Here is a 24,851-nt window from a genome sequence, read left to right as displayed (position 1 = left end):
GAAAGCGGCACAGACATCCGACCTATCCACCTGAAGCAGGCTGCCGCAGCTGGTCGTGAGTGTTTAGGCGGGTTAGAACCCGCCTAAACACTCACGACCAGCCGGGGGGCGCTCAGGGAAGTGGGGGCAGCGCCGGCGTGAACAGCCAGCGGGTGAAGAACGCGCTCAGCGACCGGCCCGCGTGCGTCTCCGCCGCGGCCACGAACGCCTCCGTCGTGACCAGGCCGTGCCGGTGCTCCGAAGCCCAAGACTTCAGCAACGCGAAGAACGCCGGATCCCCGAGCTCCGCCCGCAGCGCGTGCAGCGTCAGCCCACCACGCTTGTAGACGCGCTCGTCGAACATCCGGGCCACCCCCGGGTCGGCGATCCGCACGTCCGCGGGCTTGACCTTGATCCGCGTGTACCAGTCACGCGCCAGCGCCGCGGCCGGCGGGCCGCCGGACTCCTCCGACCACAGCCACTCCGCGTACGTCGCGAAGCCCTCGTTCAGCCAGATGTGGCGCCAGTCCGCCACCGTCAGGCTGTTGCCGAACCACTGGTGGGCCAGCTCGTGCAGCACGAGCCGCTCGTGGGTGCGGCGGCCGTCGACGTGGTTGGCGCCGAAGATGGCCATGCCCTGGGCCTCGATGGGGTCGTCGAGGTCGTCGTCGGTCACCACGATGACGTACTCGGCGAACGGGTACGCGCCGAACAGCCGCTGCAGGAACTCCATCATCCGGCCCTGGCGCCCGAAGTCGCGGTCGAACGCGCGCCGCAGCCGCGGGGGCACGGCCGCCCGCTGCGTCACCGTCTCGAAGACCGACTCCACCTGGCCGGTCGCGCGCCCGATGCCGAGGCTCAGCCGGCGCAGCCCGATCCCCGTGTGGGGGAACCAGCCGCGGCCGGTCAGCTCGACCTCGTCGTAGCGGCCGATCTGCACGCTCATCAGGTACGTCGCCGTCGGCTCGCGCCGCTCGAAGACCCAGCGGGTCGTGCTCGCCGACGTCGCCCGCTCGACCAGGGTGCCGGTGACCGCGACCAGGTACGGCGACGCCGTCGTCACGCTCACCCGGTAGCTCGCCTTGTCCGCCGGGTGGTCGTTGCACGGGAACCACGAGGGCGCCCCGACCGGCTGGCTCGCCACCAGTGCGCCGTCGGTCAGCTCGTCCCAGCCGACGTCACCCCAGCGGCTGCGCACCGGGCGCGGGTTGCCGACGTAGTGCACCTCGACGGTGAACGCGGCACCCGCCGGGATCGACTTCGCCGGCTTGACGTGCAGCTTCGCGCCGCGCTTGAGGTACTTCGCGGCCTTCCCGTCGACCAGCACGCGGTTGATCCGGAACTCGCCGAAGTCGAAGCTGACGCGGGACAGCGCCTGCGTCGCCTCCGCGGTGATCACCGCCGACGCCGACAGCCGGTTGGGCGCGACCTTGTAATCGAGGGTCAGGTCGTAGTGCCGGGTCCGGTAGCCGCCGTTGCCGTGGGCGGGAAGGTAGGGGTCACCCGAGGTGTCCGCGCCGGGAGCCGGTGCCGGAGCCTTCGAAATCACCCGTCGCGTACCTTTCCTCGTGCGTGCTGGAACCAGGCTCGCACGGACGGGTGAGTCCGGCGCGCCCGGTCCTGCTTTCGTTACTTACCCGGCCATGCGGAGATCGGGTTGCCCAGCCAGCGGGTGTCGGCGGGCACCTCGTCGCCGCGGGTCACCAGCGAGCCCGGGCCGACCGTGGTGCGGGCGCCGATGCCCGCGCCCGGCAGGACGATGCCGTGCGGGCCGAGCGTCGCGCCCTCGCCGAGGGTCACCCGGGACATGCTCATGATCCGGTCGTGGAACAGGTGCGTCTGCACGACGCAGCCGCGGTTGATCGTCGCGCCGTCGCCCAGCGACACCAGGTCCGCCTCGGGCAGCCAGTACGTCTCCAGCCAGACGCCGCGGCCGATCTTGACGCCCATCGTGCGCAGCCACGCGGTCAGCAGCGGGGTGCCGCCGACCGAGCCGATCAGCCACGGCACCGCGAGGGCCTCGACGAAGGTGTCGGCCAGCTCGTTGCGCCAGACGAACGAGCTCCACAGCGGGTGGTCGACCTCGCGGAACTTCCCGACGAGCAGCCACTTCATCACCGTCGCGGTCAGCGCCGCGACGACGCCGGCGGCCAGCAGCGCGGGCCCGGCCAGCAGCAGCGCGACGCCGAAGCCGAACGCCGTCGCCGTCCACAGCAGGCCGAAGGCGACCACGACGGTCAGCGCGACCCCGCACATGACCGGGATGATCCGGCACAGCTCGACCAGCGTCCGCGCCGCCTTGAGGTGCAGCGCCGGGGTGTAGGTGCGGCTCGTGTCGGCCTCGCCGACCGCGCGGCGGACCGGCAGCGGCGGCATGCCCAGGTACGACGAGCCCTTCTTCGCCTTCAGCGGCGTCGACGACAGGACGCCGACCAGGCCGCGCTTCGGCACCGAACGGCCGGGCGCGGTCATCCCCGAGTTGCCGAGGAACGCCTGCTTGCCGATCCGCGCCGGGGCGACGTGCAGCCAGCCGTGGCCGAGCTCGTAGGTGGCGACCATCGTGTCGTCGGCCAGGAACGCGCCGCTGTCGACCTTGGTCATCTTCGGCAGCGCCAGCACCGTCGACGCCTCGACGTTGCGGCCCACCTTCGCGCCCAGCATGCGCAGCCACACCGGCGTGAACAGGCTGGCGTACAGCGGGAACAGGCCTTCGCGGGCCATGTTCATCAGGCGTTCGGTGGCCCAGACCTGCCAGGCGACGCGGCCGTGCACCGGGTGGTAGCCCTCGACCATGCCGATGCTCAGCGCCCGGACGCCGACCAGCACCAGCAGCATGTACGCCAGGAAGTACGCGGCAGTGGCGGCCGGCACGAAGACCAGCGCGCGGGTGAAGGCGTCGAACAGCGTCGGGGCACCGGCGATCGCGTAGCCGAGCACCGCGACACCGGCCAATGCGGCCACGCCGGGCAGGAAGCCCAGCGCCACCGAGGTCGCACCGTAAACGGCGGCCCAGAAGTGCGACCGCGGCGGACGGCTCGACGGCCACTTCAGCGCGTCCCGCTCGTCCTTGGCCACGCGCGCGGCGGGCGAACCGGCCCAGCGCTGCCCGGCCGGGACGGCGCCGCGGACGGTCGAACCGGCCGCGATCTCCGCGCCCTTGCCGATGCGGGCACCGGGGAACAGCGTGCTGCGTGCGCCGACCCGGGCCTCCGCGCCCACGCGGACCTTGCCGATGTGCACTACGTCGCCGTCGACCCAGTGGCCGGTCAGGTCGACCTCGGGCTCGATCGCGGCGCCGCGGCCCAGCTTGAGGAAGCCGGTGACCGGCGGCGGCGAGTGCAGGTCGACGCCCTTGCCGATGCGCGCGCCGAGCGCCTTCGCGTACGTCGTCATCCAGGACGCCGCGGCGACGCTGTCCGCGCCGCTGAACTCCGCCAGCTTCTCGGCCGTCCACAGTCGCAAGTGGACACTCCCGCCGCGCGGGTACGTGCCGGGGCGGACACCGGAGAGCAGCACGCGCGCGCCACCGGCGGCGATGGCGATCCGGCCCGCCGGGCTGAACAGCACCACCCAGGCCAGGCCGATCCAGGCCCAGCTCAGCGTCGGGGCCCAGGCGAACCCGAGCAGGGACAGGACGTTCGACAGGGCGGCGGCGAGCGTGGCCCAGCGCAGGCCGACCAGGCTCATCAGCGGGACCATCAGCAGCGTCTGGACGACACCGGCGCGGCGTTTCGTCGGCGCGATGTCCCGGCGTTCGGTGGCCTGGCCGCTCAGCGCGTCCAGCATCGCGGCCAGCGCGCCCAGCTTGGGGTGGGCGTAGATGTCGGCGACCGACACCTGCGGGTGCCGGGTGCGGATGCGGGCCACCACCTGGGCGGCGGTCAGGCTGCCGCCGCCGTGGGTGAAGAAGTCGGCCTTCGGGCTGTCGACCGACACGCCGAGGATCTCGGCCCAGCCTTCGGCGAGCCACGTCTCGGTCGGGGTCAGCCCGGACGCCTCCACTGTGGACAGCGGCCACGGGAGGGCGTTGCGGTCCACCTTGCCGGAGGTGCGGGTCGGCAGGTCGTCGACGACGGCCAGCAGCGGGACGAGCGCGGCGGGCAGGTGCTCGCGCAGGCGCGTCGCGGCCTGGTCGTGGTCGAAGCTGTCGTCCGCGGGCACGACGTACCCGACGAGGACCTGGTTGCCGGCCTTGGTGCGGCGGATCGCGGCGGCCGCGCCCTGCACACCCGGGAGGGCCTGCAGCGCGGCGTCGACCTCGCCCAGCTCGATGCGGCGGCCGCCGAGCTTGACCTGCTCGTCGAGGCGGCCGAGGAACAGCAGACCTTCCTCCTCGGCGCGGACCATGTCGCCCGAGCGGTACGCGCGCTGCCAGCCCAGCGACGGCAGCGGCGCGAACTTCTCGGCGTCCTTGGCCGCGTCGAGGTAGCGGGCCAGGCCGACGCCGCCGATGACGAGCTCGCCGGTCTCGCCCATGGCGACCGGCTCGCCTTCGTCGTTGACCACGGCGAGCTGCCAGCCGGCCAGCGGCAGGCCGATGCGGACCGGCCCGTCGCCGGTCAGCTGCGCGGCGCAGGCCACGACGGTGGCCTCGGTCGGGCCGTAGGTGTTCCAGACTTCGCGGCCTTCGACGGCGACGCGTTCGGCGAGCTCCGGCGGGCAGGCTTCGCCGCCGAAGATGAGCAGGCGGACGTCCTCGAGCGCGTCGGCGGGCCACAGCGCGGCCAGCGTCGGCACGGTCGAAACGACGGTGATGCGCTGCGCGACCAGCCACGGGCCGAGGTCGACGCCGGTGCGGACCAGCGCGCGGGGCGCCGGGACCAGGCAGGCGCCGTGGCGCCAGGCCAGCCACATCTCTTCGCAGGAGGCGTCGAAGGCGACGCTCAGGCCGGCCAGGACGCGGTCGCCGGGGCCGATCGGCTCGTCGGCGAGGAAGAGCTCGGCTTCGGCGTCGACGAAGGCGGCGGCACTCGCGTGGGTGACCGCGACGCCCTTGGGCTTGCCGGTGGAGCCGGAGGTGAAGATGATCCACGCGTCGTCGGCCGGGCCGGGGACGCCGTCACGGCCGCCCGGGGTGCTGTGGACCTCGATCTTGCCGTCGGTGGCGACCGCGGCGACCTGAGCCTCTTCGAAGACCAGCTCGGCGCGCTCGTCCGGGTCGTCCGCGTCGACCGGCACGTAGGCGGCGCCGACGGACAGGGTGGCGAGGATGGCGATGTACAGCTCGGCGGTGCCGGAGGAGATCCGGATGCCGACGCGGTCGCCGAGGCCGACGCCGTAGCTCTTGAGCCGGCGCCCGTAGGCGTCGATCTCGTCGAGCAGCCGCCGGTAGGTCAGGGTGGTGGTGCCGTCGTCGATCGCGGCGGCGTTCGGGTGCCGCTCGGCGGTGGCGGTGAGGACGTCGAGGAGGGTGCGCTCGGCGGCGCCGAGGCCGGACCAGAAGAGCGCGCGGTCGGCGACCGGGGCGAGAGTCATCTCGGCGGCGGAGCCGGTGGGTTCGATCGTGACGGTCATCGGGCGTTCACCTCGACCGGAACGAAGACGTGCAGGGACAAACCATGGGCGCGCAAGCCCACCACTCACCTTTCGGGAGCCTCAATCGGGCTCGCTCTCCGGATTGAGGCGCCCGCAACGACCATCCACTGTAACGCAAGATGAACGAAAGGTATCTCCACGGTCACAGCGGAGTGTCGGACCTCACGATCACCGCCCTGACCAGCGTGATCCCGGTCGCAATTTTTGCGTCACGCTGATCAGGGCGTCAGGAAATCACCGGGTGCGGGCGGCTTTTCCGCCGACCTTCGGCTTCGCTTTCTTCTCCCGGACGCGCACATTCACCCGGACGGGGCTGCCGGTGAAGCCGAACTGCTCACGGAACTTGCGTTCGATGAACCGGCGGTAGCCCGCCTCGAGGAAGCCCGTGGTGAACAGCACCAGCGTCGGCGGGCGGATGCCGGCCTGGGTCGCGAACAGGACCTTCGGCTGCTTGCCCGAGCGGACCGGCGGCGGGGTGGCCGCGATCAGGTCGGACAGCCACGCGTTGAGCTGGCCGGTCGGCACCCGCTGGTCCCACGACTTCAGCGCGGTCCGCAGCGCCGGCGCCAGCTTGCGCACCGAACGGCCGGTCAGCGCCGAGATGTTGACCTTCTCCGCCCAGGGCACGCGGACCAGGCCGCGGTCCAGCTCGCGGACCATCGCGTGCCGCCGGTCCTCGTCGACCAGGTCCCACTTGTTGAACGCCAGCACGCACGCGCGGCCGGCCTCGACGACCATGGTCAGCACCCGCAGGTCCTGCTCCGACAGCGGCTCGGCCGCGTCCAGCAGCACGATCGCGACCTCGGCCGCGTCGATCGCGGTCTTGGTGCGCAGCGAGGCGTAGTACTCGGCGCCGGCGGCGAAGTTGACGCGCTTGCGCAGGCCCGCGGTGTCCACGAACCGCCAGGTCTCGCCGTCCAGCTCGACCAGCGAGTCGACCGGGTCGACGGTGGTGCCCGCGACCGAGTCGACGACCGAGCGCTGCTCGCCCGACAGCTTGTTGAGCAGGCTCGACTTGCCGACGTTCGGCTTGCCGACCAGCGCGACGCGCCGCGGGCCCGACGTCACGGCACCGCCTTCGCGCGGCGACTCGGGCAGGGCCTTGAGGATGGCGTCGAGCAGGTCGCCGGAGCTGCGGCCGTGCAGCGCGCTCACCGGGTGCGGCTCGCCGAGGCCGAGCGACCAGAGCGACGCGGTGTCGGCGAGCAGCCGGTCGTCGTCGACCTTGTTCGCGGCCAGCAGCACCGGCTTCTTCGAGCGGCGCAGCACCTTGGAGACGGCTTCGTCGGTCGCCGTCGCGCCGACCGTGGCGTCGATGACCAGCAGCACCGCGTCCGCGGTCTGCATGGCCAGCTCGGCCTGGGCGGCGACGGAGGCCTGCAGCCCGGTCGCGTCCGGCTCCCAGCCGCCCGTGTCGACCAGGGTGAACTTGCGCCCGCCCCAGTAGGCGTCGTAGGCGACGCGGTCGCGGGTCACGCCCGGGACGTCCTGCACGACGGCTTCGCGCCGGCCGAGGATGCGGTTGACCAGCGTCGACTTGCCCACGTTGGGCCGGCCGACGACGGCGAGCACCGGCTGCGCGAGGGCGGCCTCCTCGGCCGCTTCCGCCGCCTCGATCTGCGCGTCGAGCGCGGCGAATTCGGTCTCGTCGGACCAGGTGCCGTCGACTTCGCCGACGCTTTCGTACTCTTCCATCGGAACCCGATTTCCCTTATACCGCGCCGAATCCGTGTTCGGCACGCCAGTCGTCCAAAGTCTTCACGAGCGCCGCGAGCTCACCGCGCAGCTCTTCGGTGCCCTGGTCGAGCCCGGTCTTCCCGGGGCCGACCTTCGGCGAGAACGGCTCGCCCACCAGGATGTCCACCCGTGGCCGGAACCGCCGCTTGCCGTCGGCGGGCTTGAGCGTGCCCCGCGTCGCGACCGGGAGCACGGTCGCGCCGGAGGCCCGGACCAGCCAGGCCGCACCGCGTTCGGCCGCGCCGACGTCCCCGGCACCGCGGGTGCCCTCGGGGAAGATCCCGACGACCCCGCCGTCCTTGAGGACGCCGACCGCGGTCAGCAGCGGCTTGCGGTCGATCTCGCCGCGCTTGAGCGGGATCTGCCCGATCGCCAGCAAGAACCTGCCGGCGATCCCGCCGAACATCTCGGCCTTGACCAGGAACGCCGAACGCCGCGGAAGCATTCCGAAGATCAGCTGCGGCTCGATCATGGAGCTGTGGTTGGCGATCACGAGCAGCGGCCCGGTGGCGGGGACGCGCTCGCGGCCGTGCACCCGGATGCGGAAGGCCGAGCGCAGATAGTACCGGGCGAAGATCCGCCCGGCGTCGTGGAGCCTGCCGACGGATCCCTCGGGGAGTCCGTCACCGCTCATCGAGCGACCTCGGCGTTGCAGCCTTCGAGGATGCCCCGGTGGCTGGCCAGCTCGCTCAGCGCGACGATCACCTGGTCGATCGACAGCTCGGAGGTGTCGACGTGCACGGCGTCGTCGGCCGCGCGCAGCGGCGAAGCGGCGCGGGTCGAGTCGAGGTGGTCGCGGCGCTCGACCGAAGCCAGCGCGTCGGCGACCGAAGACTGGCGCCCGGCCGCGGTGTCCTGGGTGCTGCGGCGCGACGCGCGGACGTCGGCGGAGGCGGTCAGGAAGACCTTGAGCGGCGAGTCCGGCGCGACGACCGTGCCGATGTCCCGGCCCTCGACGACGATCCCGCCGCGGTGCGCGACGACGTCCTCGATGATCCGCCGCTGCCGGGCGACCAGCAGCTCACGCACGTGCGGCACGGCCGACACCGGCGAAACGGCCTTGGTGACCTCCGGCCCGCGGATGTCGGCGGCGACGTCTTCGCCCGCCAGGCGGATCTCCGGCCGGTCGGGGCTGGTGCCGATGCCGAACTCGGCGCGGTCGGCGACCTCGGCCACCGCGGCCGGGTCCGCCGGGTCGACGCCGGCGCGCAGCACGGCGAGGGTGACCATCCGGTACATCGCACCGGTGTCGAGGTAGCCGGCGCCGAGGCGCTGAGCGAGCTTGCGGGCGACGGTGGTCTTCCCGGTCCCCGACGGGCCGTCCAGCGCGACCACACCTCGTAGGGCTCCCGTCACCGGCACTCTCCTCGCGTTCTCGTCCCGTTCGGCTTCTCCCCCATTCTGCCGGTCGGGGTGCGGAGGAGATCAGTCGCCCCGCGCGCCGAAGCGCGCCACCACGAGCGCGAGCCGCTCCTCACGGTGGGCCGGCGAGAGCCGGCGGCCGCGATCGAGGGTCACCAGGCCGTGCAGCGTGCTCCAGAACACCTCGGTCAGCGGGCCGGGGTCCTGCCGCCCCGCGACCGGCTCGATGACCGCGAGCAGCTCCGCGAAGTTCGCCTTCATCACCTCCGGGGTGTCGTCCTCGGCGAACCGCAGTTCGGACGCGAGCGTGAACATCGCGTCGTAGAGCGCCGGCTTCGCCTCGGCGAACTCGACGTAGGCCCCCGCGATCCCGGCGAGGCCGCCGCCGCGCGCTCCGGCGAGCGCGGTGGCCAGCTCGGCGAAGCCCTCCAGCGCGGCCGCGGCCATGATCGCCTCCTTGCCGCCCGGGAAGTGGCTGTAGAGCACCGGCTGGCTGTATTCGATCAGCGCGGCGAGCTTCCTGGTGGTGACCGCGTCCCAGCCTTCCGCCTCGGCGAGCTCCCGCGCCGCGGTGACGATCCGCTGCGCTCGCTCGGTCCGGTCGCGCACACGCCGTTGTCGCTGGGTCATACGTCACATGCTAGCACTGCTAGACAAACTAGCGCCGCTAGATTATCGTTGCTAGCAATCCCAGCGATGCTAGAAAACTGGAGGGAACACCATGCTCGTCACCGGCTACGTCCTGACCGCCGTCGTCGCGCTCGGCATCATCTACATCGGCCTCAACTACCTGTTCGCACCGAACAAGATCGCCGCGGGCTTCGGCTTCGGCGAGGTCCCCGAGCACGCGGAGACCTTCCTCAACGTCAAGGGCGGCCGCGACGTCGGCGCCGGCCTGATCCCGCTGGCCCTGATGGTCTACGGCGACGCGCACGCACTGGGCTGGGTCATGCTCACCGCGGCGATCTGGCCCGTCTTCGACATGCTGCTCATCCTGCGCCACCGCGGGAAGAAGGCCATCGCCTTCGGCGTCCACGGCCTGACCGCGCTCGTGATGGTCGTCGCCGCACTGCTGCTCCTGCTCGGCTGAACGTCGCGAATCGGACACCTGGGTTACGGTGGTTGGGTGAACGTCGAAGTAACTCCTCTTCCCGGCATCGGGGTCCGCAAGGACTTCAGCACCCGTACCGGCCGCCGCATCGGCGTCGTGTCGCAGCGGGACGGCCACACCGAGCTCATCGTGTCCAAGTCCGACGACCCGGACGCCTGCGCCGCCTCGATCCCGCTGACCGCGGACGAGGCGGGCACGCTGGCCAACCTCCTCGGCGCGCCGCAGCTGGTCGCGCAGCTCACCGAGGAGCACCAGGACCTGCCCGGCATCAGCACCAAGCAGCTGCCGATCAAGCCGTCCAGCCCGTTCGACGGCCGGACGCTCGGCGACACGGCGATGCGGACGCGCACCGGCGTCTCGGTGGTCGCGGTGGCGCGGGCCGGCCAGGTGCACCCGTCGCCGACACCCGACTTCGCGCTCACGGGCGGCGACCTGCTGGTCACCGTCGGCACGAGCGAGGGACTGGATGCCGCCCTCAAGATCTTGAAGTACGGCTGATCCCACGATGGACCACACCGCGCTGTCCCTGATCGAACTGGGGGCGGTCTTCTTCGGGCTGGGCGCGCTCGGGCGCCTGGCCGGCAAGATCGGCCTCTCCCCCATCCCGCTCTACCTGCTCGGCGGCCTCTGCTTCGGCCAGGGCGGGCTGATCCCGCTGGGCGACATCGGCGGCTTCACCCACCTGGCCGGCGAAATCGGCGTCGTGCTGCTGCTGTTGCTGCTGGGCTTGGAGTACTCCGCGGCCGAGCTGTTCACGGGCCTGCGCCGGTCCTGGACGGCCGGCCTGCTCGACATCGTCCTCAACGCCGCCCCGGGCGCCGCCGTCGCGCTGCTGCTGGGCTGGGGCCCGATCGGCGCGATGGTGATGGCGGGCGTCACCTACATCTCGTCGTCCGGCATCGTCGCCAAGGTCCTCGGCGACCTGGGCCGGCTCGGCAACCGCGAGACGCCGGTGGTGCTGTCGATCCTCGTGTTCGAGGACCTCGCGATGGCCCTCTACCTGCCGATCCTCACCGCGGTGCTGGGCGGGGTGTCACTGCTCGGCGGCCTGGAGGCGGTCGGCATCTCGCTGCTGGTGATCACCGTGGTGCTGGTGGTCGCGCTGAAGTTCGGCCGGTACGTCTCCGCGGCGGTCGACAGCCCGGACCGCGAGGTGTTCCTGCTCAAGGTGCTCGGCGCGGCGCTGCTGGTGGCCGGGCTGGCGTCGGCGATGCAGGTTTCGGCCGCGGTCGGGGCGTTCCTGCTCGGCATCGCGATCTCCGGCTCGACGGCGGAGAACGCGACGCACCTGCTCGAGCCGCTGCGCGACCTGTTCGCGGCGGTGTTCTTCGTGGTCTTCGGCCTCAACACGAACCCGGCGTCGATCCCGCCGGTGCTCGGCTGGGCCGTGGTGCTGGCGGTCGTCACGACGCTGACGAAGGTCGCCACCGGCTGGTGGGCGGCCCGCCGCCAGGGCATCGGCAAGCTGGGCCGGGCCCGGGCCGGCGCGGCCCTGGTCGCGAGAGGCGAGTTCTCGATCGTCATCGCGGGCCTGGCGGTGACGGCGGGCGCGGTCACCGGCGAGCTGGCGGCACTGGCGACGGCGTACGTGCTGCTGATGGCGATCCTCGGCCCGACGGCGGCCCGGGTCGTCGAGCCGATCGTCCGCGTCCTGCAACGGAAGTCGGCGACGAAGACCGCACCGGCCGAGGCGAACTAGCGCAGGTCGGCCCGGCCCGCCGACGGCACGAACGCGGCCGTGTCGCGGGCCGGGTGGGTCGTCGCCGCGGGCGGGATGCCCAGCAGCGGGACCGAAACCGACGTCCGGGCCAGGTCCAGCGTCACCCGGCCCGGCTGGGCGGGCCCGCGGATGAAGCTGCCGTCCGTGCCGCCGATGATCAGCGCCAGCGCGTGGCCGCGGGGCACGATGTGGTCCGTCGACGCCAGCCGGAACGTCATCGTGTACGCCGTGCCCGGTGTCAACGGCCGTTCCTGGGACAGGGAAGCGTAGTTCGCCAGGTCGGCCCAGCCGCGGCTGAGGATCGTGTAGCTGACCTTCTTCACGTCCGCGGACGTGATCCGGTAGCAGGCGTCGTCACCGGACGTCGACGAGCCCCAGCAGTTCTCCGCCGTTCCCGTCTTGATCCCCTCGCCGCTGCCGCCGAAGTTGCGGATCGTCGCCGCGCCCAGGTCCACCAGCAGCGCCGACACCCGGGCCGACGACGTGCCCGGCGTCGCCGTCACGGTGACCGACGAAGTTCCCGAGACCTGCAGGTCGGACGTGAGCGTCCCGGTCGAGTACGTCAGCGCGGCGCTGCCCGGGCTGGTCACCCAGGTGTCCTCGCCGACGTTCGGGTTGTCGGTGAACGACGCCGTCCCGGACGACGCCGCCGTGCCCAGCGTGCCGCCCGCCCCCGGCCGCAACGTCGTCGCGACCGCGTTCACCGCCGGGTAGCGGGCCTGGTCGGCCCACTGGTCCGGCTGCCGCTCGACGCTCGCCTGCGGGCCGTTCTGGACGCCGTTGTCGACGCCGAGCAGGTAGTGGTCGAACCACCGGTGCAGCAGGTCCACCCAGTCCGCGCGCCGGTAGTCGAACGGGTCGACGTGCCCGGTCTGCGACAGCCAGATCTTCTTCTCGACGGTCAGCGCGTCCCACCACTGTCCGAAGTGGATGGTCTTGACGTTGAGGTCGTTGACGCCGTGGGACAGCAGCACGCTGGCGCGCACGTTCCGCGCGTTCGCGGCGTAGTCCCGCGCCGCCCACAGCGGCCCGTAGTCGCCGTTCGCCGTGGCGCCGGCAGCCAGCGCCTGGTTCTGCGCCGAGCAGTTCTGCCCGCCGTTGCGCGCTTCGACCGTGCGCGCCAGCCCGTCCGGGTTGAAGCCGAAGGTCGCGCCGTCGGAGCGGTAGTAGTCGTACCAGGAGCTGATCGCCGAGATCGGCACGATGGTCTTGAGCCCGGCGACGCCGGTCGCCGCGACGCCGTTGGCGATCGTGCCGTCGTAGGACTTGCCGATCATCCCGACGTTGCCGCTGCTCCAGCCCGCGGTCACCGCGCTGCCGCCGGTCTTCGCGCTGTAGCCGGTCGCGCGGCCGTTCAGCCAGTCGACGACCTTGCGCGCCGAGTCGACGTCCGACGGGCCGCCGACGTCCGCGCAGCCGGCCGAGCGGTTCGTCCCGGCCAGGTCGACCTGCACCACGGCGTAGCCGCGCGGCACGAAGTAGTTGTCGTAGAACAGCGGGAACTTCACCGGTTTCCCGGCGCTGTCGTAGGTTTTCAGCTCGCTCTCGTTGCCGCGCCCGCAGCACGAGTAATACGGGCTGGCGTCCATGATCACCGGGACGCCCGAGGTCACCTCGCCCGGCCGCACGATGTCGGCGGCGACGCGGTCGGAGCGGCCGTCACCGTCGCCGTCGCGGCCGATGTCGACCCAGACGGTTTCGCGGACCGCCTTCGCGTAGTCGTAAACCGGTTCGCTCCCCGCGGGCGCCGCGGCGGCCGGAGCCACCGTGCCGGACAGGAGCACCGCGAGGATCCCGCTCACCACTCCGAGTCGCATGCCCGTCACGCTAGCGAGCCGGGGGATCACGCCACTACGGCGGAAAGTCGGGCGTACGTTGGGGATCATGACCGAGTCCCTGCCCGCGGTGAGCCGCACCGCCGTCGGTGTCGCCGCCCTGCGCGCCTACGAGAGTTCCCGCCCGGACCGCCTGTTCGACGACCCGTACGCGGCCGCGTTCGCCGAGGCGGGCCGCTCGGCGCTGCCGGCCGCCGGCGAAGGGCTCGGCGCGCTCTTCGCCCAGCAGGTGGCGATCCGCACCCGGTTCTACGACGACTACCTGCTGGCCGCCGGGTGTCCCCAGGTCGTCGTGCTCGCCGCGGGCCTCGACGCGCGGGCCTTCCGGCTCGCCTGGCCACTGGGGACGCGGTTGTTCGAGCTGGACCTGCCCGAGGTTTTCGCCTTCAAGGAGGCGGTGCTGGCCGGCCGGGACGCCACGCCGGCGTGCGAGCGCGTCGTGGTCCCGGCCGACCTGCGCGACGACTGGGCCGCGGCCCTGCGAGCCGCCGGGTTCGACCCCGGCGTGCCCACCGCTTGGCTGGCCGAGGGCCTGCTGGTCTACCTGTCCCGCGAAGACGCCGAGAAGCTGCTTTCGGCCGTGAGCGAGCTCTCCGCGCCCGGCAGCCGGGTGTCGTTCGAGCACCGGAAGACCGAAACCCGCGACAGCCTGTTCGCCAGGGCGAACGCGACGCCGGGCGCGGAGCGCGTCACCCGCCTGTGGCTGGGCGGCCTCGGCGACGCGGCGCCGGACTGGCTGCGCGGCCACGGCTGGGAACCCACCGTCGTCTCCCGCGCCGAACTGGCCGCGGAATACGGCCGCCCGGGCGAGGAGACGGTCGACGGGTTCGTGACCGCGCGGTGTCAGAGCTCGACGTTGCGGTAGAGCGCCCCGACCTCGTTCTTCGTCAGCCGCCGGATCGAGCCGACGCGCTGGTTGCCGAGCTGGACGTCGCCGACCGCGGTGCGGACCAGCTTCAGCACCGGGTGGCCGGTGTCCTTGAGCAGGCGGCGCACGATGTGCTTTTTGCCCTCGTGGATCACCAGCTCGACCAGCGACTTGCCGGAGTGCATGTCCTTGACCCGGAACTGGTCGACCTTGACGATCCCGTCCGGCAGCTCCCAGCCCTTGCGCAGCTCCTTGCCGAGCCCGCGCGGCACCAGGCCGTCGACCTCGGCGAGGTAGGTCTTGAGCACCCGGTACGACGGGTGCATCAGCCGGTGCCCGAGGTCGCCGTCGTTGGTGAGCAGCAGCAGGCCCTCGGTGTTCTCGTCGAGCCGGCCGACGTGCACGACCCCGGGCGTCTCCTCGTAGCGGCCGCGCAGGTAGTCGCCGACGCAGGGGCGGCCGCGGTCGTCCGACATCGTCGAGTGCACGCCCTTGGGCTTGTTCAGGGCGAGGTAGATGAGGTCGTCGCGCAGGTTCACGCGGGTGCCGTCGACGTGGATGATCGCCGCGTCGGGGTCGACGCGGCGGCCGAGCTCGGTGACGACCTCGCCGTCCACCTCGACCCGGCCGGCGACGATCAGGTCCTCCGCCGCTCGCCGGGAGGCGACCCCGGCCTGCGACAGCACCTTCTGCAGCCGGACGCCGTCGGGGTGTTCACTGGATGTCATCGATGGTGTCCACTTCGGGTAGCAGCGGAGCGATCGGGGGCAGGTCGTTCAGTGACGACAGCCCCAGTCGCTCCAGGAACAGCTCGGTCGTCACGTACAGCGTGCCGGTCGTCTCGGGATCGGTCCCCATCTCTTCGATGAGGCCGCGCGCGAGCAGCGTCCGGATCACGCCGTCCACGTTCACGCCCCGCACCGCGGCAACCCGCGCGCGGGTCACCGGCTGCCGGTACGCGATCACGGCGAGGCTCTCCAGCGCGGCCCGGGTCAGCTTCGACCGCTGGCCGTCCAGCAGGAGCTTCTCCACGAACGGGGCATGGACGTCCCTAGTGTAGAACCGCCACCCTTCGCCGACGCGCCGCAGGTCGATCCCGGACGTCCGGTCGGTGAACTTCTGCGCCATGGTGCGCAGCGCGACGACGATCCGGGACTTGGGCTGGCCGAGGGTGTCGGCGAGGAGTTCCTCACTGGCGGGCGAGTCGACGACGAGGAGGAGCGCCTCGAGGGCGGCTTCGAGGGCCTCGTCGGAGGTGACGTCCGGCAGGGAGTCGGCGTCCCCGGCGGCGACGAGGTCGGAGGCCGGATCGGCGGGGTCGAGCTCCGGCCCGGGTTCGGCGGCAGGCGGCTCGGGCTCGGGCTCGGGCTCGGCAGGAGCCGGCTCGGGCTCAGGTTCGGCGGGAGCCGGCTCGGCGATCGGTTCGACCGGGTCGCCCTCCTCGGTCACGGGCTCGCCCGACAGTGCTTCGTCGAGCGCCAGCTCGGCCGCGGCCTGTTCCGGTTCTTCGTGAGCCGGTGGCTCCGGGGCTGCCACCTCGGCCTGCTCGTTGTTCTCCGGGCTCACCCGTACTCCTCTTCGTCTCCGAACGCGCGGTCCAGCTCGGCCGCCGCGGAGGCTTCTTCCTTCGAGCCGCCCGTCCAGCGGACGTGCAGCTCGGCCAGTGCCTCGGTCTGCTCGAACTGGACCGTCGCCTCGCGGTAGAGCTCCAGCAGCGCCAGGAAGCGCGCCACGATCTCCACCGTGTGGTCGCAGTCGTCGACGAGCTCGCCGAACGTCGCCTGGCCGCGCTCGGCCAGCATCACCCGCAGGATCGCCGCGTGCTCACGGACCGAGATGCGGCCCATGTGGATGTGGGCGATCGACACCGTCGGCGGCGGCTTCGGCCGGAACACCGCCACCGCGATGTCGGCGAACTTCTGCGGTGTCACGCCCAGCATCACCTCGGGCAGCAGCCCGACGAACCGCTCCTCCAGCGCCACCGACCGCGGGTAGCGCCGCAGCGCGTTCTGTTCCAGCTCGCCGAACAGCGCCGCCACCTGCTTGTACGCCCGGTACTGCAGGATCCGCGCGAACAGCAGGTCGCGCGCTTCGAGCAGCGCGAGGTCGTCTTCGCTCTCCACCTCGGCCGACGGCAGCAGCCGCGCCGCCTTGAGGTCCAGCAGCGTGGCCGCGATGACCAGGAACTCCGTCGTCTCGTCGAGGTTCCAGTCCGTGCCCAGTGCGCGGGTGTAGGCGATGAAGTCGTCGGTGACCCGGTGCAACGCCACTTCGGTGACGTCGAGCTGGTGCTGCGAGATCAGCTGCAGCAGCAGGTCGAACGGGCCTTCGAAGTTGGCCAGCCGCACCTTGAACTTCGACGTGCTCAGTTCTTCGGTGTTGACGCCTTCGGGGATCATCCCGCCGTGCACGGTCTGGTGCTCTTCGGGGACCTCCGGAGCCGGTTCCGGCTCGTCCATCAGCCCTCGGTTTCGCCGCCGTCTGATCCGACCACCCGCAGCCGCTGGACCAGCACCGATTCGTCGCCGTTCTGGTCGAAGTCGGCCAGCAGCACCGCCACCGCCTCGCGGACCAGCCGGCCGCGGTCGACGACCAGGTCGTGCTTCGCGCGCAGCGTCAGCCGGGCCTGCTCCATGGCCACCAGCTCGTCGCCGGAGACGTACACGGTGATCTTCGCGTCGTGCTTGGTCCGGCCCGAGCCGTGCGGGGCCGCGCTGCGGGCGAGCTGCTCGGCCCGGCCGTTGCCCGAAGGCTTCGGCTGCGGGTCCTCGGCGGGCTCGGGGGGTGCCTGGGGAGGGAGATCGAGGGCGGGACTGGAGGTGATCCTGAAGAGTTCCGACGCTCCGGGCAGGGAGGCGCGCCTGCTCACCGAGCGATCACCTCGCGGGCCAGCTGGCGGTACGCCGCCGCGCCGGCCGACTTGGGCGCCCAGGTCGTGATCGGCTCACCCGCGACCGTCGTCTCGGGGAACCGCACGGTGCGGTTGATGACCGTGTCGAACACGGTCTCGCCGAATGCCTCCACCACGCGAGCCATGACCTCCTTCGAATGCAGGGTTCTCGGGTCGTACATGGTGGCGAGAATCCCGACTATGTCCAGTTTGGGGTTGAGGCGTTCCTGCACCTTCTCGATGGTGTCGATCAGGAGGGCGACGCCTCGCAGACTGAAGAACTCGCACTCCAGCGGGATGATCACGCCGTCCGCGGCGGTCAGCGCGTTCACCGTGAGCAGGCCGAGCGAGGGCTGGCAGTCGACAAGAACATAGTCGTAGTCGTTCATGACCGGACGAAGGACCCGTAACAACGTGTGCTCGCGCCCTACCTCAGCGACGAGCTGGACCTCCGCCGCGGACAGGTCGATGTTGCTCGGCAGCAGGTCAACGCCGTCGACGCGGGTTTTCATGAGCACGTCGGTGGCGCTGACCGACCGCTCCATGATGGCGTTGTAGACCGTCTGGTCCAGCTCGTGCGGCTGGATGCCGAGGCCGACGGCGAGCGCGCCCTGCGGGTCGAAGTCGACGAGCAGCACCCGCCGCCCGTACTCGGCGAGGGCGGCACCCAGGTTGATGGTCGACGTCGTCTTGCCGACGCCGCCCTTCTGGTTGCACATCGCCATGATCTTGGCCGGGCCGTGCTTGTCCAGCGGCGCCGGATCGGGGTGCTCGCGGATCGGGCGGCCGGTCGGCCCGATGCCCTCGAGCTTGACCTTCTTGCCGTTGCGCTCGGCTGAGTCGTCGCCGTCGTGGTCGATCGGCGTCGCGATGGTGACCTGGCTGAGGTTCGCCGCCGCCGACCCGGCGGACTCGGCCGGGACGGCCGGCTGGTTCGGTGTCGACATGGCGCGAAAGCTCCTTGTTCGTCAGCGTCCGCCGCAGCCTATGCGCGGAGTCGGAGCCCCGGCAAAGCAACGCGCCGGACTCGACGGGGCAATGTCACTCGACCGTCGGTGCAGGCTGGGAAGGCCCTTGGCGCTTTATAGGGCCGTCTAGCCCAGTGCCCGCGGGTGCGCCGTGGCGTACACCTCGCGCAGGGTGTTGACCGTGACCAGCGTGTACACCTGGGTCGTCGTCACCGACGCGTGGCCGAGCAGTTCCTGGACGACGCGGACGTCCGCGCCGCCTTCGAGCAGGTGCGTGGCGAAGGAGTGGCGGAGCGTGTGCGGCGACACGGCGGCGGTGATGCCCGCGCGGCCGGCGGTGTCCTTGAGGACCTGCCACGCGCTCTGCCGCGACAGCCGGCTGCCGCGGGCGTTGAGGAACAGCGCCGCCGTGCCGCGGCCGTGCGCGGCGAGCGCCGGGCGGGCGCGGACGGTGTAGGCGTGCAGCGCGGCGAGCGCGGGACGGCCGATCGGCACCAGCCGCTGCTTGCCGCCCTTGCCGTCCAGCAGCACGGTCCGTTCGGTGTCGTCGACGTCGTCGACGTCCAGGCCGACCGCCTCGGAGATCCGGGCCCCGGTGGAGTAGAGGACCTCCAGCAGCGCCCGGTCGCGCAGCGCGCGCTCGCCATCCGGGGAGGGGGTCTCCAGCAGCCGCAGCACGTCGTCGACCGGCAGGGCCTTGGGCAGCCGCTTCGCCGGTGTCGGCGGCCGGACCTCGCGGGCCGGGTTGTGCTCGGTGAGGCCCTCGGCGTGCGCGAACTTGTGCAGGCCCCGCACGGCGACCAGGGCACGGGCGGCCGAAGACGCGGCCAGCGGCTTGTGCTCGGCGTCGCCCTCGCGGAGGGCGGCACCGAAGGCGGTGACGTGCGCGGAGGTGACGTCGGCGATCTTCGCGACGCCGAGACCGTCCAGGTGCGCGGCGTACCGGCGCAGGTCACGGGCGTAGCTGTCCAGGGTGTTGCGCGCGGTCCCGCGTTCGACGACCAGGTGGTCGAGGTACGCGGCGATCACGCCGTCCGTGCTGCCCGGGGCTGCCACGCCGTCACCTTAGGCCGCCCGGCGCTCGTGACCCGGCAGAAACCCCGTTCGGTTACCGTGGATCCATGGGGTCCGAGGAGCTCCGCATCGGCACGGCCGAGCGCGAAGAGGCGGCGAGGCTGCTCGCCGACCACTTCGGCATGGGCCGCATCACGCCGGTCGAGTACGAAACGCGGGTGACCGACGCCTACGCGGCGACGACGCTGGGCGAGCTGCGGCCGCTGTTCCGCGACCTGCCGCACCCGCACCCGGGTTTCTTCGGGCCGCCGCCGGGCCCCATGCCGATGCCGCCGCAGCAGGTGTACGCGCCGCCCTCGATGCCACTGGCGATGCCATACGGGCCGCCGCCCGTGGTGTACTCGCACCGGTCGAAGACGGTGGCCGGGGTGCTGCAGATCGTGCTGCCCTTCGGCGTCGGCCGGTTCTACACCGGCCAGACCGGCCTGGGCATCGCCCAGCTCTTCGCCACCTTCTGCACCGGCGTCGGCGTGTTCTGGCCGATCATCGACGGCATCATGCTGCTGGTCAACGGCGGCACCGACGCCGAAGGCCGCCCGCTGCGCCCCTGACGTGCCGCGAATGACTCATTCGGGACGCGGGAGGTCCCGAATGAGTCATTCGCGACGTCAGGACTGCTTGCGCTTGGCGAACGCGGTCGGGCGGTCGTCCCACGGGGCGTCCGCCGGCCGCGCCGGCGCGGCACCGGTGAGGACCGCGTGCGCGGCCAGCACCCCGGACACCGTGGCGCCGTTGACCAGCTCGCCCGCCAGGGCCATCCGGACCGCCTCGGCGAGCGGGAACTTGCGGATGACCAGGTCCGCCTCCTCCTCGCCGAGCACCTCGCGGTCCACATCGGACAGGCCACGGGCCAGGAAGACCCGCACGACCTCGTCGGTGAACCCGGGCGACGCCGCGACGTCGACCAGGGTCACCCAGTCCGACGCGGCCAGGCCGACCTCCTCGACCAGCTCGCGCGCGGCCGTCCCGACCGGGTCCTCGCCGAGGTGGTCGATCAGGCCGGCGGGCAGCTCCCACAGCCGGTGCCCGATCGGGTGCCGGTACTGGTGGATGAGCGTGACCTGCTGGTCCTCGTCCAGCGCGACGATCGCCACGGCGCCCAGGTGCTCGATCACCTCGCGGGTCGCCGTGTCGCCGCCCGGCATCACGACCTCGTCGATGCGCAGGCCGACGACGCGTCCGATGTGGACGTCCCGGCTGGACGCGACGCTGAACTCGTGCTCGCCCGGCGCCGTCATCGGGCGGCCACCGGCGCCTCGGGCAGCTCGACCGGCAGCCGCTCGGCGACCTTGCGGTCCACGACGGCCTTGACGAACGCGCTGAACAGCGGGTGCGGCCGGGTCGGGCGGCTCTTCAGCTCGGGGTGCGCCTGGGTGCCGACGAAGAACGGGTGCTTGTCGGCCGGCAGCTCGACGAACTCGACCAGGTGGTCGTCCGGCGAGGTGCCGGAGAAGACCAGGCCGGCGTCGGTGAGCTGCTTGCGGTAGGCGTTGTTCACCTCGTAGCGGTGGCGGTGGCGCTCGGACACCTCGGTGGTGCCGTACGCCTTCGCGACCTGCGAACCCGGCTTGAGCTTCGCCGGGTACGCGCCGAGCCGCATGGTGCCGCCCATGTCCCGCTCCCCCGCGACGACGTCACGCTGGTCGGCCATGGTCGAGATCACCGGGTGCTTGGTGTTCTCGTCGAACTCCGACGAGCCCGCGTCCTCGATGCCGGCCAGGTGCCGGGCGGCCTCGATGACCATGCACTGCAGGCCGAGGCACAGGCCGAGCAGCGGGACGCCGCGGGTGCGGGCGTACTCGATCGCGCCGACCTTGCCCTCGATGCCGCGGATGCCGAACCCGCCCGGGATCAGCACACCGTCCACATCGGACAGCACGGAGGCCGCGCCGGACGCGGTCTGCGCGTCGTCGGAGGCGACCCAGACGATCTCGACCTTGGCGCGGTGGGCGAACCCGCCCGCACGCAGCGCTTCGGTGACCGAGAGGTAGGCGTCCGGCAGGTCGATGTACTTGCCGACGACGGCGATCCGCACGACCTCGCTCGGGTTGTGCACCCGGTCGAGCAGGTCGCCCCACACCGTCCAGTCGACGTCGCGGAACGGCAGCCCGAGGCGGCGGACGACGTAGGCGTCGAGCGCCTCGCCGTGCAGCACCTTCGGGATGTCGTAGATGGACCGCGCGTCCGGGCAGGCGATGACGGCCTCGGTGTCCACGTCGCACATCAGGCCGATCTTGCGCTTGAGGTCCTCCGGGATCTCCCGGTCGGCCCGGCAGACCAGCGCGTCGGGCTGGATACCGATGTTGCGCAGCGCGGCGACCGAGTGCTGGGTCGGCTTGGTCTTCAGCTCGCCCGACGGCGCCAGGTACGGCACCAGCGAGACGTGCAGGAAGAAGCAGTGGTCGCGGCCGACGTCGTGGCGGACCTGGCGGCATGCCTCCAGGAACGGCAGCGACTCGATGTCGCCGACCGTGCCGCCGACCTCGGTGATCACGACGTCCGGCGACTGGCCGTGCTCGTCGGGTTCGGCGGCCGCGGTGATCCGGGCCTTGATCTCGTCGGTGATGTGCGGGATGACCTGCACGGTGTCGCCGAGGTACTCGCCGCGGCGCTCCTTGGCGATCACCTCGGAGTAGACCTGGCCGGTGGTGACGTTGGCCTTGCCGTCGAGGTCGCGGTCGAGGAAGCGCTCGTAGTGGCCGATGTCGAGGTCGGTCTCGGCGCCGTCGTCGGTGACGAACACCTCACCGTGCTGGAACGGGTTCATCGTCCCGGGGTCGACGTTGAGGTAGGGGTCGAGCTTCTGCATCGTGACGCGAAGCCCGCGCGCGGTAAGGAGCTGACCCAGGCTGGAAGCCGTGAGTCCCTTACCCAGAGAGGAGGCGACGCCTCCGGTGACAAAGACGTACTTGGTTGCCCGTGACTGAAGTCCCACGGGCCGCCAGCATATCCCACGGCTGCGGATCCGCGCGCTGTGACATGCCCGGGACGCCGGATATGACCTGAGCCACCCACCCGGGTGACGTCAAGCCGCAGCCTTCGCCGGTGCCAGCCGCGGCCGGCCGGTGAGCGCCCGGCTGCCGGGCAGCCGCCGCAGGACCTCCACGATGAGGACGGTCAGGACGATCGTCGCCACGTAGATGATCACGCTCAGCCACGGCGCCCCGAACCGGTCCGCGACGTGCGGGATCGCCGGGCCGAGCAGCGCCAGCGCCAGCGGGTGGACGAGGAAGACGCTGAACGACCGGTTCGCCGCCCACGACACCAGGCGGGCCCCGCGGCTGCCTTCGCGCCGGCGCGCCGCCCACCACGTGCTGAACGCGTAGATCGCGGCGATCACGGTGAGGAACCACGGGATCAGGTACGGCTGGAACGGGTCGCTGGCCACCTGCGGGAACGTTCCACTGTGGACGGTGCGGAGGTAGTACCACTCGGTGCCGGCCAGCACCGCGACGAGGGCGCCGCCGAGCAGCAGCCGGTGCCGTCCCGCCCAGGCGTGCACGGTCTCGAAGTGCATGGCCACCACGGCACCGAACAGTGTGTAGAACTGGTACGGCACGATCGTGGCGTACAGGTGGGTGATGGTTTCGTAGCTGACGCCCAGCGGCTGGTACGTCATGAACAGCGTCACGCCGACTTGGATCAGCCCGCTGCCGAGCAGCAGCCACCCGTGCTTGCCCGCGGTCGCCCGCAGCAGCTTCATCAGCAGCGGGAAGAGCAGGTAGACCTGCATGGTCACGAGCAGGAAGTACAGGTGGTACCAGGCGCCGCCGGTGACGAGGTCCTTCAGCAGCAAGCGCATCGACGCCTCGAGCGAGCCCGGCTGCTGTTCCCCGGTCACCAGCGAATACGCCCAGAAGAACATCGTCCAGGCCAGGTAGGGCGTCGCGACCAGCGGGAGCCGGCGGCGCCAGAAGTCGCCCGCGGTGAACTCGCGGCGGCGGTTCTGGAACACCAGCACGAACCCGGTGAGCGCGAAGAACGCCTCCCGGGTGAAGTGCAGCGGCGTCTCCACGGCGTTGGCGCCGACGTCCTGCGCGAAGTTCGTCGCGCCCACCACGTGGATGAGGATGACGCAGGCGAACGTGACCAACCGGAACAGGTCGATCTGGTGCAGGTACGGCGCTTTGCCGCCCGGTCTCGTGCTGCGGGCGGGGGCTTCGAGCGTGGCCTGGGCAGTCGTCATCGTGCCGCCGATCCGGCACCGTCGTCGGCGTGGTTCACGTTCTCAGACTTGCCACCCATTCTGTGAATTTCCCATGAAGCCACTGGGAGGCGCCTGTTGGCCGGGCTACTGGGGCCTGTCGGATATGCCACTCTCGCTGGGGATGCACGACTACGGTGATCATGTTAATGCTCAGCGTGAGGGGCCACCACTCGGGCGTCGTGACGCCCGGATGGTGGCCCCTGGTAACGGAAATCAGAAGGCAGCGGCCCCGTTCGGAGTACCCAAGCCGGTCGGGCCGTCGTAGCCGGTGACCGCGGTGCACAGGTAGCTGCCGCCGCACGAGCCGTTGCTGCCGCCGCTCACGTCGTAGAGCGAAGCTGTGTGCGAGTACACAGTGTTGGCCCCCGTGACGCCGCTGACACCGCCGAGCGCGTAGACGCCGCCGACGACCGGGGCCGCGACGCTCGTGCCGCCGAAGACCAGCCAGCCGGACCGGCCCTGGTAGGCCGTGCTGTCGTAGACGGCGACGCCAGTGGCCGGGTCGGCGACGGCGCTCACGTCGGCCACCGTCCGCTTGCCGCAGCCGCTGTCGGCCTGCCACGACGGCTTGGTGATGTACGCCGAGCAGCCGCTGCCCGCGCCGCTCCACGCCGTCTCGCTCCAGCCGCGGGCGTTCGAGGCCTTCTTCAGGCTGGTGCCGCCGACCGCGGTGACGTACCGGGACGCGGCCGGGAACTCGACGCCGTACCCGGAGTCGCCGGAGCTGACCGTGATCGCGACGCCGGGGTGGTTGAAGTACTGCCCCTCGGAGCTCGCCTCGCCGGAGAACTCGCTGCCGCCGTAGCTGTTGCTGACCACTTCGGCGCCCAGCCGCACGGCGGTGTTCACGGCCGTGCCGAGGTTGGCGAAACTCGACGAGGTGCCCTCGACCAGCAGGACGTTGCACTTCGGGCAGATCGCCGATGCCATGTCGAGGTCGAGGGAGATCTCCTGGGCCCAGCCGCCGTCCTTGCGCGGGTAGCTCGTCCCGCCGCTCTGGTCGGCCTTGGCGAAGCACGGCGTGGTGCTCGCGTTGATCGACGACGGCGTGCAGGACGCCAGGGCCGGGATGCCGTACTGGGCGCGGTAGACGTTGACGTCGGCGAAGGCGGTCGGGGCGTCGTAGGCGTCCACGATGGCGATCGTGCGGCCGGCGCCGGCGCTGCCCGCGAGCGAGCCGAGGTTGTACGCCGAGAGCAGGTCGGCCGGGCCGAGCCCGGACGGGGCGGCCGCCAATGCGGCGGTGGTGTCGGTGTCGATCCAGGCGTTGCAGGCCGCGAACCCGGCCGGCGCGGCTGAGCAGACGCGCTGGACGTGGCCGTGGCCGGCGGGCGCCGCCTCGGCGGCGCCGGTGACGGTGAGCGCGAGGGTGAAGGCGGCGGCTAAGACAGTCGCACTACGCACGGTGAACCTCCCGGACGGCGGGGACACGGTCGGCGAGACCGGTGAGCGAAAACCGTAAGCCGCCGTTCGGCCCTGTGACACAGACCAAAGTCGCGTCACCGCTGGTGCCAATGGCTGAAAAACCGGGCGGCCTGGGGCATTGCTCGTCAAATCGGGCGGTG

Annotated in this window: 22 protein-coding genes; 5 read left to right on the top strand and 17 right to left on the bottom strand. The window is 71.7% G+C overall.

Features of this window, described 5'->3' with window-relative positions; all coding sequences use genetic code 11:
• Positions 1-112: 112 nt before the first annotated feature.
• From OO60_RS28015 to OO60_RS27990, 6 genes are all read right to left on the bottom strand, one after another.
• A complete protein-coding gene (locus OO60_RS28015) occupies positions 113-1,528 on the bottom strand; it encodes a M1 family metallopeptidase (protein ID WP_004558643.1) in 1,416 nt (471 codons plus the stop codon).
• A gap of 80 nt (positions 1,529-1,608) precedes the next feature.
• Positions 1,609-5,493 carry a Pls/PosA family non-ribosomal peptide synthetase gene (locus OO60_RS28010; RefSeq protein WP_004558644.1) on the bottom strand — a complete coding sequence of 1,295 codons (3,885 nt, stop codon included), beginning with the start codon at positions 5,491-5,493 and terminating at the stop codon, positions 1,609-1,611.
• Between the two features lie 255 nt (positions 5,494-5,748).
• Positions 5,749-7,209, bottom strand: a complete 1,461-nt coding sequence (gene der, locus OO60_RS28005; RefSeq protein WP_004558645.1) for a ribosome biogenesis GTPase Der — start codon at positions 7,207-7,209, stop codon at positions 5,749-5,751.
• A 16-nt stretch (positions 7,210-7,225) separates the two neighbouring features.
• A complete protein-coding gene (locus tag OO60_RS28000; RefSeq protein WP_004558646.1) occupies positions 7,226-7,885 on the bottom strand; it encodes a lysophospholipid acyltransferase family protein in 660 nt (219 codons plus the stop codon).
• Positions 7,882-8,586 carry a (d)CMP kinase gene (gene cmk, locus OO60_RS27995; protein ID WP_004558647.1) on the bottom strand — a complete coding sequence of 235 codons (705 nt, stop codon included), beginning with the start codon at positions 8,584-8,586 and terminating at the stop codon, positions 7,882-7,884. The genes OO60_RS28000 and cmk overlap by 4 nt, the downstream gene beginning before the upstream one ends.
• Positions 8,587-8,676: 90 nt before the next feature.
• The gene (locus tag OO60_RS27990) at positions 8,677-9,243 is read right to left on the bottom strand and encodes a TetR/AcrR family transcriptional regulator (RefSeq protein ID WP_033262442.1); all 567 of its coding nucleotides are present in this window, start codon (positions 9,241-9,243) and stop codon (positions 8,677-8,679) included.
• Between the two features lie 91 nt (positions 9,244-9,334).
• Between OO60_RS27990 and OO60_RS27985 the strand changes: the two genes are divergently transcribed.
• The 3 genes from OO60_RS27985 to OO60_RS27975 are packed head-to-tail and all read left to right on the top strand — an operon-like array spanning position 9,335 to position 11,423.
• The gene (locus OO60_RS27985; protein ID WP_004558649.1) at positions 9,335-9,703 is read left to right on the top strand and encodes a DUF4267 domain-containing protein; all 369 of its coding nucleotides are present in this window, start codon (positions 9,335-9,337) and stop codon (positions 9,701-9,703) included.
• A gap of 36 nt (positions 9,704-9,739) precedes the next feature.
• Positions 9,740-10,222, top strand: a complete 483-nt coding sequence (locus tag OO60_RS27980; protein WP_004558650.1) for a cation:proton antiporter regulatory subunit — start codon at positions 9,740-9,742, stop codon at positions 10,220-10,222.
• Positions 10,223-10,229: 7 nt separating this feature from the next.
• A complete protein-coding gene (locus OO60_RS27975; RefSeq protein WP_004558651.1) occupies positions 10,230-11,423 on the top strand; it encodes a cation:proton antiporter in 1,194 nt (397 codons plus the stop codon).
• On the opposite strand, the gene OO60_RS27970 is transcribed toward OO60_RS27975, so the two are convergent.
• Positions 11,420-13,261: a Xaa-Pro dipeptidyl-peptidase gene (locus OO60_RS27970; RefSeq protein ID WP_240490817.1), complete on the bottom strand. Its 1,842-nt coding sequence runs from the start codon at positions 13,259-13,261 to the stop codon at positions 11,420-11,422. The two genes, OO60_RS27975 and OO60_RS27970, sit on opposite strands and share 4 nt — an antisense overlap.
• 67 nt (positions 13,262-13,328) lie before the next feature.
• On the opposite strand from OO60_RS27970, the gene OO60_RS27965 reads away from it, so the two are divergent.
• Positions 13,329-14,144, top strand: a complete 816-nt coding sequence (locus tag OO60_RS27965) for an SAM-dependent methyltransferase (protein WP_004558653.1) — start codon at positions 13,329-13,331, stop codon at positions 14,142-14,144.
• Here OO60_RS27965 and OO60_RS27960 read toward each other — a convergent pair.
• From OO60_RS27960 to xerD, 6 genes are all read right to left on the bottom strand, one after another.
• Positions 14,123-14,875: a pseudouridine synthase gene (locus OO60_RS27960; RefSeq protein WP_004558654.1), complete on the bottom strand. Its 753-nt coding sequence runs from the start codon at positions 14,873-14,875 to the stop codon at positions 14,123-14,125. The genes OO60_RS27965 and OO60_RS27960 overlap by 22 nt on opposite strands.
• Positions 14,862-15,713: an SMC-Scp complex subunit ScpB gene (scpB, locus tag OO60_RS27955; protein WP_004558655.1), complete on the bottom strand. Its 852-nt coding sequence runs from the start codon at positions 15,711-15,713 to the stop codon at positions 14,862-14,864. The genes OO60_RS27960 and scpB overlap by 14 nt, the downstream gene beginning before the upstream one ends.
• On the bottom strand, positions 15,710-16,606 hold the full coding sequence (locus OO60_RS27950; protein WP_004558656.1) for a segregation and condensation protein A: 897 nt from the start codon (positions 16,604-16,606) through the stop codon (positions 15,710-15,712). The genes scpB and OO60_RS27950 overlap by 4 nt, the downstream gene beginning before the upstream one ends.
• Positions 16,606-17,016 carry a hypothetical protein gene (locus OO60_RS27945; protein ID WP_004558657.1) on the bottom strand — a complete coding sequence of 137 codons (411 nt, stop codon included), beginning with the start codon at positions 17,014-17,016 and terminating at the stop codon, positions 16,606-16,608. The genes OO60_RS27950 and OO60_RS27945 overlap by 1 nt, the downstream gene beginning before the upstream one ends.
• Positions 17,013-17,984, bottom strand: coding sequence for a ParA family protein (locus OO60_RS27940; RefSeq protein WP_004558658.1), 972 nt, complete (start codon positions 17,982-17,984; stop codon positions 17,013-17,015). The genes OO60_RS27945 and OO60_RS27940 overlap by 4 nt, the downstream gene beginning before the upstream one ends.
• A 147-nt stretch (positions 17,985-18,131) precedes the next feature.
• Positions 18,132-19,034: a site-specific tyrosine recombinase XerD gene (gene xerD, locus OO60_RS27935; RefSeq protein ID WP_033262504.1), complete on the bottom strand. Its 903-nt coding sequence runs from the start codon at positions 19,032-19,034 to the stop codon at positions 18,132-18,134.
• Between the two features lie 92 nt (positions 19,035-19,126).
• Here xerD and OO60_RS27930 point away from each other — a divergent pair, with 92 nt between their 5' ends.
• Positions 19,127-19,630, top strand: a complete 504-nt coding sequence (locus tag OO60_RS27930) for a DUF1707 domain-containing protein (RefSeq protein WP_004561904.1) — start codon at positions 19,127-19,129, stop codon at positions 19,628-19,630.
• 57 nt (positions 19,631-19,687) lie between these two features.
• On the opposite strand, the gene OO60_RS27925 is transcribed toward OO60_RS27930, so the two are convergent.
• The 4 genes from OO60_RS27925 to OO60_RS27910 all read right to left on the bottom strand — a co-directional run bounded on the left by OO60_RS27925 (position 19,688) and on the right by OO60_RS27910 (position 24,690).
• Complete coding sequence (locus OO60_RS27925; RefSeq protein WP_004561903.1) at positions 19,688-20,317, bottom strand: NUDIX domain-containing protein; 630 nt, start codon at positions 20,315-20,317, stop codon at positions 19,688-19,690.
• A complete protein-coding gene (locus OO60_RS27920; RefSeq protein ID WP_063749423.1) occupies positions 20,314-22,014 on the bottom strand; it encodes a CTP synthase in 1,701 nt (566 codons plus the stop codon). The genes OO60_RS27925 and OO60_RS27920 overlap by 4 nt, the downstream gene beginning before the upstream one ends.
• Before the next feature lie 90 nt (positions 22,015-22,104).
• Positions 22,105-23,265 (bottom strand): acyltransferase, encoded by a 1,161-nt coding sequence (locus tag OO60_RS27915; protein ID WP_004561901.1) that lies wholly within the window; start codon positions 23,263-23,265, stop codon positions 22,105-22,107.
• A gap of 234 nt (positions 23,266-23,499) precedes the next feature.
• Positions 23,500-24,690, bottom strand: coding sequence for a S53 family peptidase (locus tag OO60_RS27910; protein ID WP_004561900.1), 1,191 nt, complete (start codon positions 24,688-24,690; stop codon positions 23,500-23,502).
• Between the last annotated feature and the right edge of the window lie 161 nt (positions 24,691-24,851).

Source organism: Amycolatopsis vancoresmycina (assembly GCF_000716785.1).
In the GTDB taxonomy this organism is placed as follows: Bacteria; Actinomycetota; Actinomycetes; order Mycobacteriales; family Pseudonocardiaceae; genus Amycolatopsis; species Amycolatopsis vancoresmycina.
Note: the sequence above shows the minus strand (reverse complement) of the source record. Positions and strands in the feature narration are given on the sequence as shown.

Bases quoted from the DNA above. Each gene is read 5' to 3' on its own strand.
- OO60_RS27970 (WP_240490817.1), bottom strand. From the start codon at position 13,261: ATGCGACTCGGAGTGGTGAGCGGGATCCTCGCGGTGCTCCTGTCCGGC.
- OO60_RS27985 (WP_004558649.1), top strand. From the start codon at position 9,335: ATGCTCGTCACCGGCTACGTCCTGACCGCCGTCGTCGCGCTCGGCATC.
- OO60_RS27990 (WP_033262442.1), bottom strand. From the start codon at position 9,243: ATGACCCAGCGACAACGGCGTGTGCGCGACCGGACCGAGCGAGCGCAG.
- OO60_RS27940 (WP_004558658.1), bottom strand. From the start codon at position 17,984: ATGTCGACACCGAACCAGCCGGCCGTCCCGGCCGAGTCCGCCGGGTCG.
- OO60_RS27960 (WP_004558654.1), bottom strand. From the start codon at position 14,875: ATGACATCCAGTGAACACCCCGACGGCGTCCGGCTGCAGAAGGTGCTG.
- der (WP_004558645.1), bottom strand. From the start codon at position 7,209: ATGGAAGAGTACGAAAGCGTCGGCGAAGTCGACGGCACCTGGTCCGAC.
- OO60_RS27950 (WP_004558656.1), bottom strand. From the start codon at position 16,606: ATGGACGAGCCGGAACCGGCTCCGGAGGTCCCCGAAGAGCACCAGACC.
- OO60_RS28000 (WP_004558646.1), bottom strand. From the start codon at position 7,885: ATGAGCGGTGACGGACTCCCCGAGGGATCCGTCGGCAGGCTCCACGAC.
- OO60_RS27930 (WP_004561904.1), top strand. From the start codon at position 19,127: ATGGGGTCCGAGGAGCTCCGCATCGGCACGGCCGAGCGCGAAGAGGCG.
- OO60_RS27975 (WP_004558651.1), top strand. From the start codon at position 10,230: ATGGACCACACCGCGCTGTCCCTGATCGAACTGGGGGCGGTCTTCTTC.
- OO60_RS27915 (WP_004561901.1), bottom strand. From the start codon at position 23,265: ATGACGACTGCCCAGGCCACGCTCGAAGCCCCCGCCCGCAGCACGAGA.
- OO60_RS27925 (WP_004561903.1), bottom strand. From the start codon at position 20,317: ATGACGGCGCCGGGCGAGCACGAGTTCAGCGTCGCGTCCAGCCGGGAC.
- OO60_RS27965 (WP_004558653.1), top strand. From the start codon at position 13,329: ATGACCGAGTCCCTGCCCGCGGTGAGCCGCACCGCCGTCGGTGTCGCC.
- OO60_RS28010 (WP_004558644.1), bottom strand. From the start codon at position 5,493: ATGACCGTCACGATCGAACCCACCGGCTCCGCCGCCGAGATGACTCTC.